Raw genomic sequence first — 14,480 nt, 5'->3', positions numbered from 1 at the left:
TGACGAATCTGGTTAGCCTGGTAATAGCAGAACACGATAACGCGTCGATCAAGGCCGCGACGCTGACTACTATTTCAGCCGCGAAGAAGATCGGCGGTGACATTCACGTGCTGGTCGCGGGCTACAACGCGCAGGCCGCAGCCGACGCGGCAGCGAACATCGCGGGCGTTAGCAAAGTATTTCTGGCCGATGCGCCGCAACTCGAAGTGGGCCTCGCGGAAAACATCGAAGCGACGGTGCTGAATATCGCAACGGACTATTCGCACATCCTGGCTCCGGCCACCGCCTACGGCAAGAACATCGTGCCGCGTATCGCCGCGAAGCTCGACGTCGCTCAGATCAGCGACATCACGGCAGTCGATTCACCCGATACGTTCGAGCGTCCGATCTACGCGGGCAACGCAATTGCGACGGTGCAATCTCAAGACCCGATCAAGGTCATCACGGTACGCACGACCGGCTTTGATGCAATCGCAGCCGAAGGCGGCAGTGCAACGGTCGAGAAGATCGAAGCAGCGCCCGATGCGGGCACCTCACGGTTTGTGAGCCGTGAAGTGACGAAGCTGGACCGTCCGGAACTGACGTCGGCAAAGATCATCGTCTCGGGTGGCCGTGGTCTGGGCAACGGCGAGAACTACACGAAGGTGCTCGAACCGCTCGCCGACAAGCTGAACGCCGCGCTGGGCGCCTCGCGTGCCGCAGTCGACGCGGGTTTCGTGCCGAACGACTATCAGGTCGGGCAAACCGGCAAGATCGTCGCGCCGCAACTGTACGTGGCCGTGGGTATCTCGGGTGCGATCCAGCACCTCGCCGGCATGAAAGACTCGAAAGTGATCGTCGCGATCAACAAGGATCCGGAAGCGCCCATTTTCGGTGTCGCGGACTACGGTGTCGTCGGCGATCTTTTTACGGTCGCGCCAGAGCTTACTGGAGCGATCGACGGCTAGAATCGTCGCCATGGCTCGCCCCCGATTGAGTTTGCTCGACGAGCCGAAGCTGTGCACGCGCAGACATTCGCATGCGCAACGTACGCACGCACTGCGTTCGGTTCGTGCCATCTGGAAGTCAAGTCGGTAGACAAACCAGGCCCGTGGCGTCCGAGCAGGTGTCCGCGAAACCGAAGGCAGAAGCCGGGTACCGCTTCTACGCTCTGTACGACAAGATCTATCCCGAGGATGTGCTGGCGCATGCGTACGCTCAGTGTCGCGGGTGTCGATCAGCAGGACTTCGCGGAGGTCGAAGCGTACGGAGTGCAGAAGTGGCTCGGCGAACTGGCGCTTGCGCTCAGGCAGGAAACTTACCGGCCGGACCCTATCAGAAGGTGTTTATCCCGAAGGCCAATGGCAAGCGGGCCCGTCGGACCTGTTTCTACCAACCTTGGGGAAGCTTGTTCGACATCGCACAGGCGACCGGCGTTCAATCGGCGTACTATGTGGATGAAGTAGATGAACATTAATATGTCGTTGAGTCATCACATCGATTCGCGGACGCGTCGTTACATCCCATCACCATGAGCAGCGAGTTTCGAGTCCTCTTTGTTGGCAATAGCTATACAACGAGGAACGATATGCCAACGATGCTTGCCAGCCTCCTTGAGACAAGCATTCCCGATCTGCGGGTGAAGGCAGATGTCATCGCATTTGGCGGAGCATCGCTTGCGGCGCATTGGAACCGGGGCGAAGTCCAAAAGCGTCTAGCCGCCCAGAAATGGAATGCGGTCGTGTTGCAGGACCAAAGCACTCGACCGCTCCGTGCATTGAAAAGCATGCAGGAACATGTGCGAAGATTCGTCGATGAGATTCAAATCTCCGGTGCGAAGCCATATCTGTACATGACTTGGGCTCGGAAGAATGACCCGGCGTCGCAGGCAAATATCGTTACGGCGTTTCAGGGTTTGGCTAAAGCGACCAGTGCCAGAGTTATCCCAGTCGGCTTGGCTTGGGCTCAGTTTCGCAGACTGCGACCTGAAATCGACCTATACGAGCCCGATGGAAGTCATCCGACGGTGATAGGGTCGTATTTAGCGGCGTGCACTCACTTTTTCTCGTTGGCCGACATTGAAGCAGTCTCCGATCGGTCAGTCGAAAATACATTAGGTACTTCCGACCTGAATTTGCTTCATGAGGTATGTAAGACGACCGCAAGAACTGACAGAACATTCCGCTCGAATTAGTTAGCCATATCGGCAGCTGATTTAGAGTCGGAGTTGACCGTTTGCCACCGGGTTTGCATTTTCTTGTGTGGTGCGGCGCCTCCTGGCGCAGTAATGTGACAACGATATGTCTCTCTGGCCCTCGAAAATGCCTGTTGCTAGATCGAAGTCCATCAGGTAAAAATAGATAGTGCGATCGGCGGGTGCCGGTCGGAATTCACTACAACGGTTTTGGAAACGACGGCAAAATGGCAACAGGTACAGTAAAGTGGTTTAACGATGCGAAGGGTTTTGGGTTCATTACACCGGACGACGGTAGCGAAGACCTGTTCGCGCACTTCTCCGAAATTCAGGCTAAAGGCTTCAGGTCACTGCAGGAAAATCAGAAGGTGAGCTTTGAGGTGAAGCAGGGACCCAAAGGCAAGCAGGCGGCAAACATTCAACCGCTGTAACCGGCTTCGATAACCCCATTCTGCAAAGTCAATGGTCCGTTGTGGGCCATTTCCGTTTTGTGATGGGGCCGCAGGCGGGCCAGCCGGTTGCCCTCAGGAAACGGGCTGCGAGCGTCACCGGATGCCGGCGCCGGTTGCATGAACCGGCTCAACGCCAAATGGCCGCGCCCTGAATATGTCAGCCCGGCGAACCGCCTTTTTGGCAAAATTTGGCAAGCCTCCTATGATTGGTCCATGACGACCATGAACATTTCCTTACCGGATACGCTGAAGAGCTTCGTCGATGAGCAGGTGAACGAACGGGGCTATGGCACCAGCAGCGAATATGTCCGCGAACTGATCCGCCCTCGATCTGCCTGGACTTGGGTCGTGGCCGCTCAAACGTTACCCGCACCTCGTTTTCTATCTAGATCGCGCCGATCACGTTGAAATTTGGCGCGTGCTCCATCGCGTGCAGGATATTCCCCCGTGGTTACTCAACGAAAACGGGTAGGCCAGGTAGCCCAGTTTTGCTGACGGCGTTCGCGCCGCAAGGATGCTCCGCATGGTAGCCAGAGAGTGTTCGGCTCGAACACCAAGGCGTCTGCAAACAGCGGAGAGATACGGCTTGCCGGATACAGCACACCGCTCGACGGCGCTGGCAATCGTCGCGTCGCCAACCTGCCGGCGAAGCCAGTCGAGCGGTTATCGGCCTCTCTCGTTGTAGACCCTGATCAGGTGTTCCATCACACCTTCCGGAAGTACTGTATCTTTATACAGATTGATGGTAGATGGATATTACGTGATCTGCCCGCGAGGCTACTTGCCCGCCTGCATTCGAACCGCCATTCGCCCCAGGAACTTTCCTCTCGACCATCCATGTCTTCGAACGATAGCGATCGTCTCGCGCCAAGAATCACGCCGGCAGGCCACCTCCTTGCAACGCCAGACGTCGATGCGCCTGCCTTGCCAGATGACGTTGCACTGGGTGCTTCCTTCAGGCGCGGCACGGGTCATGGGCTGCTCTATCTGGGGAGCGCAACCATAGGGCGTGCACTGCCGCCTGCGTGGGCATGGTGGCGCGACTTTGGGGCGCGCTATGTCACGTCTTTATGCACGACGCCAGAAGGCGAGGAAGTCGCGGTCTCTCAACCGGACACAGGGGACTTCGACAGGCTGATCGAAGATGCGCCGCCCATGACAGGTGCCGAATATCTCGCGCCGGATGTTCTGGCGGCACTGTGGGGCGAAATCGACATCGCTTTGCGTGATGAGTTGGCAAGCACAGGGGAGTCGCTTCAGGCATTTCTCAGGTCGCGTCATCCGGCCTGGAATCTTGTGGGCCGTGTTCACTTCAACCTTGCCGAAAACCGCAAGGATCCTGAAGCCCCATTCGCCTTCCTCGCAACCTACGCAGCGCGCATCTCGGCCCATGGCAAGACACAACATCAACCACTCTCACGGGCGCTCGAGGAATTTTCCGGTGCGCGGAACAAGGCGAAGCTGCTCTCCCTCCTGATGCCGGTTCGGCGTGCCGCTGAACGCTGCGACTGGCTTCGTGCGATGCTCGAATCGCGCGAAATATACCACCCGTTGCGCTGGATGCCGGCTGACGCCTACCGCCTTCTCTGCGATCTACCCGCTCTGGGATCTGCCGGAATCATGGTTCGGCTGCCGGCTACCTGGACGATGGGGCGCCCCGCGCGACCTGTGGTCAAGGCCAGCGTTGGGGCGCAGCCTCCGTCGCTCCTCGGCAAGGATGCGCTGCTCGACTTCAGAATGGAGGTGTCGCTCGGTGGCGAGGCGTTAAGTCCTGCCGAGATCCGGCATCTGCTCAGAGGCGCCGATGGTCTCCAATGGATTCGCGGGCGCTGGATCGAAGTGGACACGAAAAAGCTTGGCCACGTGCTGCAACGTTTTGAGAGTCTGGAGAAGGCCGCGCAATCAGGACTGCCATTGAACGATGCCTTGCGTCTCCTGGCGGGTGTGTCAGGAGACGAATCTGAAGGCTGCGAAGAGCGCGACTGGGCAGAGGTCGTTGCTGGAAACTGGCTTGCAGAGACACTTGGGCATTTGCGAAAACCGGAAGGGTTGGCGCAAGTCGATCCGGGCCCCGACCTGAGAGCCCAGCTTCGGCCGTACCAGCAAGCCGGCGTGCGATGGCTATACCTGCTTAGCCGGCTCGGGCTGGGTGCATGTCTGGCCGACGACATGGGCCTCGGAAAGACGATGCAGGTACTCTCCCTGCTATTGATCCTGAAGCGCGAACAGGCCGACTCGCCCCCGAGCCTGCTGGTCGCACCCGCGTCCCTGCTGGCAAACTGGGCAGCAGAAGCTGAACGCTTCGCACCGGGCCTGCGTGTGCTGGTGGCTCACCCGTCGATGACGCCAGCAGAAGAACTACGTGCACTGAACGGTGCCCGGCTCACGCAGACAGACCTCGTGATTACCAGTTTCGGTTCGCTGCTGCGTCAACCCGCTTTGGAAACGATCCAGTGGCGGATCGCAATTGTCGACGAGGCCCAGGCGATCAAGAATCCCGGTGCGAGGCAGACGAAACAGGTAAAGAAGCTTCAGGCACAGTCACGCATCGCGCTGACGGGTACCCCGGTGGAAAATCGCCTGTCGGATCTGTGGTCCATCTTTGATTTCACGCATCCGGGCCTGTTGGGGTCGGCGAAGGAGTTTGCCGATCTCAGCCGGCGTTTGGCAAAAATCGAGCATTTCGGTCCGCTTCGCACGCTTGTGCGGCCCTATATTTTGCGCCGCCTGAAAACAGACAAGCGTGTTATCGCAGATCTTCCCGAAAAAACCGAACTCAAAGCATGGTGTCACCTGAGCCCCGTTCAGGCCGCGTTGTACCAACGCGCGGTAAAGGACCTGGCGGCGGCGCTTGACGGCGCCGACGGTATTGAACGCAAAGGCATCGTATTAAGCTACCTGATGCGTTTCAAGCAGATATGCAACCATCCGTCCCAGTGGCTTGGCGACGCGGCGTGGAGCCCCGAAGCCAGCGGCAAATTTGCCCGCCTGCGGGAGTTGGTCGACGTGATCGCGGCGAAGCAGGAGAAGGTACTGGTGTTTACGCAATTCCGCGAGACCACCGAGCCACTTGCCGCGTTCCTTGGATCGCTTTTCGGCAGGGAGGGCCTGATTCTCCATGGCGGAACACCCGTAGGCAAACGGCGCGAACTGGTCAGGCAATTCCAGGAAGACGAATCGACACCGTTCTTTGTGCTGTCGCTCAAAGCAGGAGGATCGGGACTCAATCTCACAGCGGCTTCTCACGTGATTCACTTCGACCGTTGGTGGAATCCCGCCGTAGAGAATCAGGCGACCGATCGGGCATTTCGCATTGGCCAGTGCAGGAATGTTCTGGTGCACAAGTTTGTCTGCCAGGGTACGGTCGAGGATCGGATTGACCGGTTGATCGAAACGAAGCAGCAGTTGGTGAAGGATGTGCTTGAAGGCGGTGCGGAACTGCAGCTGACCGAGATGAGTGACCGGGAGCTGCTCGATCTTGTCAGGCTCGATATTCATTGCGCGCAGGAAAACTGATCATTGAGAGGAACGCTGATGGCTAATTTCGGTGGATGGAAACCATACGTGCCGGTGGCCGAGCGCCGAAAAAAAGCGGAGCAGCTGGTCGCCAGAGCGATCAAGGATGGCAGGACCCTGTCACCCATCGCACCGTATCGCGGCGCGATTGCGAAGACTTTCTGGGGCAAAGCGTGGTGCGATAATCTGGAGCATTACAGCGACTACGACAGTCGCCTGCCGAGAGGTCGCACCTACGTGCGCAATGGTTCGGTGATCGATCTGCAGATTACGGCTGGCAAGATCCATGCGCAGGTCATGGGATCCAGCCTGTACGAGATCAATATTGATGTCGCAGCCTGTCCTGAAAAGCAGTGGCGCGCGTTGAGCGCCGACTGTTCGTCGTCGATTGACTCCATCGTCGAATTGCTGCTGGGCAAGCTATCGGCTGCCGTGATGGGCCGCATCTGCAAACCCGGCACCGGGCTTTTCCCCGCACCGAAAGATATCAGGTTCGGCTGCGACTGCCTGGATTGGGCTGTGATGTGCAAGCACGTCGCGGCAGTACTGTATGGCATCGGCGCACGGCTCGACCAGCAGCCCGAATTGCTCTTTACGTTACGTGGCGTTGACCCTTCCGATCTCGTCAATAACACAAGCGCGAATTTGTCCGGTGCGGGGAAAGCCGTCCCGGCGTCTGGCAAGCTGCTCGACAATGCGGTTCTAGGCGATGTGTTCGGTATCGACATTGACACGGAACCCTTTGCAGATGCCGACAAGGTCCGAGGCAGCACGCGCAAACCATCCATTTCGCAAAAAGCGAGAAAGTCTACTCTGACTACGCCGAAGAAGTTGTCCGGAACCGTGAAATCGGCACCGAAAGGCAAGGTCGCGACGCAGACCGCTAAGTCCGGCGCCGCCGCCCTGAAAAAGGCGAAGGACGACACTGGTCCCGGCACGTCGAAGGCTACCCGTTCGGTTGCATCTGAAAAGCCGACTGCACGTCCGCCTGCCACATCGAAATCCGCGAAACGCCGCGGGTGATCTTGCATCCCGCATTTCACCGCTTGAATCGAAGACCTGCTTCTCTCTTGAATCGTGGATGGGGTCGACATACAGCGTTCCGTGCGCATCGCCGGTCTAACTAAATCAGCGGTGCGCTGACCAGCTAGACGTCATGCATGGACCTGCTGCGCTTCGACGTAGGGGCAGGCCTGCTAGCAACCCAGTGCGCTTGCCAATGCTTCGAGGCTATCGACCGTCATATCGAAGCGGCCGGGCTCTGGTGTCGCCTCAACCATGCGACCGGCCCCGTATTCCAGTGGCCGCGAAACATGGCATGTCCGCAGCCCGCACTTTGCGGCTGCATCAAGATCGGATGGATGCGAGGCCACGAGCATCACTTCGTGAGGCTCGCAGCCAAGCAAAGACGTTGCACCAAAATACGTCTCTGGATCCGGCTTGTAATGACGGAACAGGTCTGCCCCGAATATTGCATCCCACGGAAGCCCTGCGGTTTTCGCCATCCGCACGAGCAGCGCGACTTGCCCGTTGGATAGCGGTGCGATGACGTACCGCGTGCGCAGCCTTTGCAGGCCCGCTACGGAGTCTGGCCAGGGCGGCAACTCGTGCCACATACGGACCATTTCGTCAGCCGCAGTGTCGTCCAAACCCGGGATCCCCAATTCAATGACGAGCTGTTGCAGCGATTCCCGTTGCAGTACGTCCAGTACGGCCCATTCTCGCTCGCCCGTTCGCACACGTTGCATCGACGGTGGATAGGCCATTCGCCAACGATCCACCAGATTTGGCCAGTCCGCGGCGATGCCACGAGCTTTCCCCCACTCATCGAGGCGAGAAATCAAACCTCCGCGCCAGTCCACAACGGTCCCAAAGGTATCGAACAGCAGTGCTCGAACAGCAATCACAATCAATGCTCCTGGCGTAGGTTAGTCCAGCAGGTCAGGTTGTTCCTTGACGATGCGGGTATAGAGGAGCTGGAACTGGAACCAGCCCGCGTGCGCGCTGCCGACGATCGAATGCGCCTGGCGTGCCGCGTCATCGGCAATCGTCTTCGGCGGCGCTCCCGTGCGCGCCGCCGCGGCTTCCGCCAGCAACTGAACCTGGCAGGAGCGCTCCATCGTGATGAACCACCATGCGGCCTCGTCAACAGTCTTGCCAACCGTCAGCAAACCGTGGCTCTGGAGGATCGCCGCCTTGTACGGCCCGAGTGCATTGGCGATGCGCTGTCCTTCGTCCAGCTCGACTGCCACGCCGCCAAATTCATTGTAGACGGCGTGATCCCCGTAAAAGGCGCAAACGTCCTGAGTAATCGGGTCGAGCAGGCGGCCGAGCGTCGACCATGCGCGGCCGTAGGTGCTGTGCGAATGCGCGGCAGCGACCGCGTCAGGCCGTGTCTGGTGCAGGCGAGAATGAATGGCAAAGGCTGCCGCATTGACGGGATAGTAGCCTTCGACGACATTGCCGTGGTGGTCGCAACGAATCAGGTTAGAAACGTTCACCTGGCTGAAGTGAACGCCGAACGGATTGACCCAGAAAGTGTCCGTGAACTCCGGGTCCCGCGCAGTGATGTGGCCGGCTGCGCCTTCGTCGAAGCCGAACCTGGAGAAAAGCCGGAAGGCGGCTGCGAGGCGTTGTTTGCGGTGCAGCCGCTCTTGCGCGAGCGTATCGAACTGAGGCGGGCGCGGGAGATTGCGGTAGCGGGCCTCGATATTTGCAGGGAGACTCGCGCCGATTTCGTCATTCGCGGCGGCTTGTGGATGTGGGGCGTTCATGGCTGTACCAGAATCGAGAGTTCAACTTCGAAAGGGAAACCCCCGAGTACGGAAATCGCCGCTTGCTCGTATGCGAGTTCGGGCAATCCGACGGAGACCGACATCCCGCGCAGTCCGTCCATGTCTACCTTGACTGATGCGCCATCGATTCCTGCCTCGACGAGCGCCAGACGAACGACGTCTGCCGTTTCGCGGCGCTTGAGCTCCGGCTTGAAAATCTTGCCGACACCGGTGAGCGGTATTGCGTCCACGATTCTGATCTGTTTTGGCATCGCCGCACGCTCGCCGATCTCGCGGTACATGAACTCGCCGAGATCGGCCTCGGATGTGGTCGCGCCCGGTTTCAGTTGAACATAGACGACAGGAAGCTCTCCGGCATGCGCATCCGGACGACCGACAGCCGCAGCAAGCTGGACAGCAGGATGACGATGAAGCGGTTCTTCGATTGCCGCCGGATCGATATTGTGTCCACCCCGAATGATCAGGTCTTTCTTGCGCCCGGTCAGCCAGAAATAGCCTTCGGCATCGCAACGCCCCAGATCGCCTGTGTTGAGCCAGCGTTTTCCGTCCCCGAGTTCCAGCCAGAGTCCGTCGTCGTGTTCGGGACGCGCATACCCGACGAAAATGTTGGGCCCTGAACTGACGATCACACCGACCTCATCGGGTTCGCAGTCGCGGACATAGTGACCGGCTTCGTCGACGACGACCGCTTTCATCGCCTGGCCTGGGAGGCTCAGCCCGATCGACCCGGGCCTGCGTTCGCCGAACGGTGGGTTGACGCTGCTCACGCACGTTCCCTCGGTCATGCCATAACCTTCGAGAATCCGAATGCCAGTTCGCTTCTCGAAGGCGCGAAAGACCTCGACTGGCAGCGCGGCGGCGCCGCAAAGGCCATACTCGAGCGAACTCACATCATGCACGCCTACGGGGATCTGGAGCAGCGACGCATAGAGCGTTGGGACCGCGCTGAAAAAATTGATGCGATAGTGCGCGACGATCTCCCAGAAGCGTTCGACGACGTCATCGCCGCGATAGCCGTTTGGCGTGCCAAGCACAACGTGGGCGCCCTTCGAGAAGGGCAATAGCCCCGTCGCCATGACGGCATTCACATGGAAAAGCGGCAGTCCACAAAAGAGCGTCTTGCCAGGACCAATGCTTTCACCGAAGAACTGGCCCGCGCTCCACGCATTGGCGACTTCGTTGCCATGGCGGCGCATGGCGATTTTGGGCAGACCTGTGGTGCCGCCCGTGCAGAAGTAGGATGACAAGTCGTCGGCGCTCGGCGGGCGAGTGCGATTGAGTGTGGTTCCCGATTCACTCGCAATGGCGCTCGCGAAGTCGTGTATTCCGATATGCGCCGGAATAGCGCTGCGCACACTGTCATCGCGCGATGGCTGCGAACACGCGACGCGCTCAGCCCGATTTACGAGCACGAGATGCCGCAACGACCCGATCTTGTGCAGGACGGCTTGCACCTTCTGCCACAACGCTGTGCCTGGGGAGGGCCCGAGTGTCACGAGAACTTCGGCGCCGGATGCGTTGATCAACTCGGCTATCGCCTCGCCTTCGAGCAGCGGATTGATCGCACAAACGATACCCGCAGCCTGACCGCCCCAAATCACGAATTGCGTTTCTGGCAGATTCGGCAGAACGTAAGCCACAATTGAATCCGCGTGTGTGCCCAATCTCGTGAACAGATTGGCCGTGCGCGTGATGTCACGGACCAGCTCGCCATAGCTCCAGCACTCGGCCTCGCGATATGCGTCGGCGGTGAGAAAAAACGAGAGCGCGGGCGCCGACGGATCGATGGCGGCGCCGCGGCAGATCATCTCGTACGTGCTGGCCGGGAGGTCTGCAGGCAGCCCTTGCGCTTCGAGCGTGAGTACGTCGTTCCGGTTTGCGATGCCGTTCATGCTCGCTCGTCCACGGCGTGGTTGACTGCGATATGTGCATCGCTGACGTGCGCAACTGTCGGCGACGGATTTCTCGGACCGCGCTCGCCGTAGTCGAAGTCGGCCAGTCGACCGGCGAACTGCTTCAGTAAAGCAGGTGCGTCCATGGTCGGAAGCTTCAGTTCGATGAATACGAGCCGGTCGGCGGCCTCTGCCTGCGTGAGCGCGGCTTCCAGTTCATCAACCGTCTTTACAACGAGCGATAGTGCGTTGTCGCGCCGGTCGAATACGCGTGGCAACTCCGCATAACGCCAATTGTCGACATCGTTGTAGGCGGATCGTGCGCCCAGAATCAGCCGCTCAATCGTGTAGCCGCCATTGTTCAACAGAAAGATCACGGGCTTCTGGTCGCGGCGCAGGATAGAAGACAGCTCCTGCACGGTGAGCTGGAACGATCCGTCGCCCATGAAGAGCAGATGCCGGCGCGACGACGCACCCGTGAGCGAACCGAATAGCGCCGGCAGCGCGTAGCCGACGGCGCCCCAGGTCGGCGCCGCGATGTAGCTGGCGGCTGCAGGTAGACTCATCGAAACCAGCGCTGCATGCGCAGTGCCGGCCTCGCCGACGATCACGTCACCGGGTTTCAGGAAACGGCACACGCGCGGCCATAGCGTTGCGTGCGTCAAGGCTTCGTCGGCGCGTGATGGAGCAGGTTCGACGCTGTACGCGGCAACGGGCGAATCGATTGCCGCAGCGCGGGCGACCGGTTTCGCGTTTTCCACGACCTTGGCGAGCACATCCCGCAGCATGACGCCCGGCATTTGCAGCGCACCGATGCTCAGGTCATGCCGACGCAGATCGATGAACGTCTCCCGGTTGATGCGTTGCGAGAACAGCCCGGTGCTCGAGTCGGTAAAGCGCAGGCCGACTCCGATGACACAATCTGCATTCTCGACGCAAGCGCGCACCGGTCCCGCGCTCGCCGCGCCGGCGTAGATGCCGATATAGTGCGGGGACGTTTCGTCGAGCGCGCCCTTTGCCGGCATGAGCGACGCACAGGGTATGCCGCATTTTTCCGCGAGCTTCAGCACGAGGTCCGTCACGCCGAAGCGGTCAGCATCTGCATCGACGACGAGCACGGGAGCGCTCGCGGCGTCCAGCGCTTCGACAATGCGCAGCGCCGCGATGCGCAGTTGCTCAGGATCGCTCGACGGGTCGGCCAGCACAAGCGGCGAATCCGGAACGTCGATGACGATATGCGTGACGTCCGAAGGCAGTTGCAAATGGACCGGCCGCCGTTCGAGCCAGCACGAGCGCAGCACCCGGTCGATTTCGAATGCCGCGTTGGCGGGCGTGATGCGCGCCTGCGCAACGGTGAACTCGGCCATGCAGCGGCCGATGTTGTCGTAATCGCCGTCGACGAGCGTGTGATGGACCAGTGCACCGCTATTCACGGCATGTAGCGGCGGCGCGCCGGTGATGTGCACGATGGGCACGTTCTCCGCATAGGCGCCCGCGATACCGCCGATCGCACCGAGATCGCCAACGCCGAAGGTCGTGACGAACGCGGCGAGGCCCGAGGTACGGGCGTAGCCGTCGGCCGCGTACGCGGCATTCAGCTCGTTGCAGTTGCCGACGAATTCGATGCCATCGGCCTCCTGAATCTGTTCGAGGAACGACAGGTTGAAATCGCCCGGCACGCCAAAGAGGTGACGTACACCTGTCTCCACGAGCCTTCGGGCGAGAAAAGTCCCGATCTGCATGCGCATAATTAGAGATCTCCACAGTGAAAGGGCAAGCAGCGGATGAGCGCGAATCGCGTTCAATTCCACTTGCCTGTTGGCCCGGATGCAGCGCGCCAATATCGTTGACTTCTGCGTCATTGAGCCTGCGTAATCGAGTCCACGCGCATCGTGCGCATGGTCGAGGAAGAGGGGACGGCGAGCTACGACGGGAAACTGCCGCAGCGGCCATCACAGGACATCAAGGCTGGATGAGCCCGCTATGGTCCGGGTCGAGCGAGGTGCCGGAGCCTGCGTCGTTGCGCATGCTGGCGAGGCGGGCGCCTTCCTGACCCGTCACCTCGTACAGCTTCTCGGGATGGTCCCGCAAGAGTTGCAATGCGATGGCCTCGATCCCGTCTGCCACAACCACTTCCCTTCTTAGCTCTGCGATTCCGTCAAGGATGGTGCGGGCAGCAACGTTCGCATCGATTCCACGCTCGATGTTCGGGTCCGAGCGCCCGCGCCGCTCACCGTTGCCCTCTATGGCGTTAATGGCAATCGGCGTTTTCACGGAACCGGGCAGGATCACCGTGACCGCAATGCCGTATGCGGCTTCGATTTCCGCGCGCAGGGCGGAAAAGTATCCGACCACGGCATGCTTGGCGCCGCAGTAGCCTGTCCTGAGCGGAACGCCCACTTTCCCTGCCACTGAGCTGACAGCCGCGATATGCCCGACGCCTCGCGCGATCATGCGGGGAAGGACAAGCTGGGTGAGCGCGACGGGCGCCAGATAATCGACTTCCATCAGCGTGCGGTAGACCGGCAACTGGGTGTCGATTGCGAGACTACGCTGACTGATGCCCGCATTGTTGACGAGTAGGTCGATCGCGCCACGCCACTTCCACGCTTTGTCGACGATGTCTGGCAGCGCATCCCAGTTCGTGGCCTCGAACGGGAGGACGAGCGCGCGTTGCGGCGCGTCTGCCGCGACGCGCTCAAGCGCGTCCGTTTGCCTGCCCGACAAGATGACGTAGGCGCCGCGATCCAGCAATTCGCGAGACAACGCTTCTCCAATGCCCGACGAAGCGCCCGTCACCCATATGACTTTTCCTTCAAATGACATTGCATCTTCCTCTCTGCGTCTCTATTCGTATCACTGCTGGCGCGTTCCTGATTGCCCTAGCTCCGGTAGCTATCGTCGATGCGATCCAGTTTTCGCAGCAACGCGGGCCAGACGAACTGGCCACCCAGTCCTTTGGTCTGGGCCCGCGCGGATTCCTGAGCGCCTGAAAGGATTGCGGAATCGATGAATTCCAGCTCTTCTCCCGTCTGCGCCGCCAGCTGTATCTGGCAGGTTTGCTCGAAGACATACATGGCGAGAAATGCGTCCGGGACGGTAGCGCCGACCGTCAGCAGGCCGTGGTTCCGAAGCATCAGGAACGTGGAATTACCAAGATCCGCCTGAAGTCGCGGCTTTTCTTCGTCGTGCAGCGCAACCCCTTCATACGCGTGATATCCCAAAGACCCGAGCACGAATGTCGATTGCTGGGAAATCGGCAGGATCCCGCGTTTTTGCGCACTCACGGCAACGCCGGCGCGCGTATGGGTGTGGATCACGCATTGCACGTCGCTGCGTGCGGCATGAATCGCGCTGTGAATGACGAAGCCCGCGCGATTGACGTCAAATTGCGAGTCACGCACTTTGTGGCCCTCGCCATCGACGAGCACAAGCGACGAGGCCGTGACCTCGTCGAACAGCAGACCATAGGGGTTGATCAGAAAATGATGTTGCGGTCCTGGCAGCCGCGCGCTGATGTGCGTGAACACGAGGTCGGTCCAGCCGTATTGGGAAATCAACCGGTAGCAGGCGGCAAGATCGCAACGCAGCGCCCATTCTTCCGCGCTGACGTCGTCTTTGATGGAGGGAATATTCATGAAGGTATCGATGG

At 60.0% G+C, this 14,480-nt stretch carries 11 protein-coding genes and 1 pseudogene; 6 read left to right on the top strand and 6 right to left on the bottom strand.

What is annotated here, in order from left to right:
- Positions 1-8: 8 nt before the first annotated feature.
- The 6 genes and pseudogenes from J8I87_RS29980 to J8I87_RS29955 all read left to right on the top strand — a co-directional run bounded on the left by J8I87_RS29980 (position 9) and on the right by J8I87_RS29955 (position 7,164).
- Positions 9-947 (top strand): electron transfer flavoprotein subunit alpha/FixB family protein, encoded by a 939-nt coding sequence (locus tag J8I87_RS29980; protein WP_209935802.1) that lies wholly within the window; start codon positions 9-11, stop codon positions 945-947.
- A 620-nt stretch (positions 948-1,567) separates the two neighbouring features.
- On the top strand, positions 1,568-2,173 hold the full coding sequence (locus J8I87_RS29975; protein WP_209935777.1) for a hypothetical protein: 606 nt from the start codon (positions 1,568-1,570) through the stop codon (positions 2,171-2,173).
- Between the two features lie 227 nt (positions 2,174-2,400).
- Positions 2,401-2,604, top strand: coding sequence for a cold-shock protein (locus tag J8I87_RS29970; RefSeq protein ID WP_209935776.1), 204 nt, complete (start codon positions 2,401-2,403; stop codon positions 2,602-2,604).
- A gap of 234 nt (positions 2,605-2,838) precedes the next feature.
- A pseudogene (locus J8I87_RS29965) lies at positions 2,839-2,949 on the top strand (type II toxin-antitoxin system ParD family antitoxin); the annotation flags it as partial.
- A gap of 513 nt (positions 2,950-3,462) precedes the next feature.
- Positions 3,463-6,141, top strand: coding sequence for a DEAD/DEAH box helicase (locus J8I87_RS29960; protein WP_209935801.1), 2,679 nt, complete (start codon positions 3,463-3,465; stop codon positions 6,139-6,141).
- 18 nt (positions 6,142-6,159) lie between these two features.
- Positions 6,160-7,164: a hypothetical protein gene (locus J8I87_RS29955; protein WP_209935775.1), complete on the top strand. Its 1,005-nt coding sequence runs from the start codon at positions 6,160-6,162 to the stop codon at positions 7,162-7,164.
- A gap of 173 nt (positions 7,165-7,337) precedes the next feature.
- Here the strand turns inward: J8I87_RS29955 and J8I87_RS29950 are convergent, their stop codons facing one another.
- The 6 genes from J8I87_RS29950 to J8I87_RS29925 form a co-directional block, all read right to left on the bottom strand.
- Positions 7,338-8,048 carry a haloacid dehalogenase type II gene (locus tag J8I87_RS29950; RefSeq protein ID WP_313066784.1) on the bottom strand — a complete coding sequence of 237 codons (711 nt, stop codon included), beginning with the start codon at positions 8,046-8,048 and terminating at the stop codon, positions 7,338-7,340.
- Positions 8,049-8,069: 21 nt separating this feature from the next.
- Positions 8,070-8,915 (bottom strand): class II aldolase/adducin family protein, encoded by an 846-nt coding sequence (locus J8I87_RS29945; RefSeq protein WP_209935773.1) that lies wholly within the window; start codon positions 8,913-8,915, stop codon positions 8,070-8,072.
- Positions 8,912-10,828 carry an acyl-CoA synthetase gene (locus J8I87_RS29940; RefSeq protein ID WP_209935771.1) on the bottom strand — a complete coding sequence of 639 codons (1,917 nt, stop codon included), beginning with the start codon at positions 10,826-10,828 and terminating at the stop codon, positions 8,912-8,914. The genes J8I87_RS29945 and J8I87_RS29940 overlap by 4 nt, the downstream gene beginning before the upstream one ends.
- A complete protein-coding gene (locus tag J8I87_RS29935; protein ID WP_245254265.1) occupies positions 10,825-12,570 on the bottom strand; it encodes an alpha-keto acid decarboxylase family protein in 1,746 nt (581 codons plus the stop codon). The genes J8I87_RS29940 and J8I87_RS29935 overlap by 4 nt, the downstream gene beginning before the upstream one ends.
- A gap of 220 nt (positions 12,571-12,790) precedes the next feature.
- Positions 12,791-13,654: an SDR family NAD(P)-dependent oxidoreductase gene (locus J8I87_RS29930; RefSeq protein WP_280923113.1), complete on the bottom strand. Its 864-nt coding sequence runs from the start codon at positions 13,652-13,654 to the stop codon at positions 12,791-12,793.
- A gap of 56 nt (positions 13,655-13,710) precedes the next feature.
- Positions 13,711-14,466 (bottom strand): class II aldolase/adducin family protein, encoded by a 756-nt coding sequence (locus J8I87_RS29925; protein ID WP_209935768.1) that lies wholly within the window; start codon positions 14,464-14,466, stop codon positions 13,711-13,713.
- Positions 14,467-14,480 lie beyond the last annotated feature (14 nt).

Source organism: Paraburkholderia sp. LEh10, from assembly GCF_017814945.1.
Classification (GTDB): domain Bacteria; phylum Pseudomonadota; class Gammaproteobacteria; order Burkholderiales; family Burkholderiaceae; genus Paraburkholderia.
The sequence above is the reverse complement of the archived record's forward strand: the minus strand, read 5'-3'. Positions and strand labels throughout refer to the sequence as shown.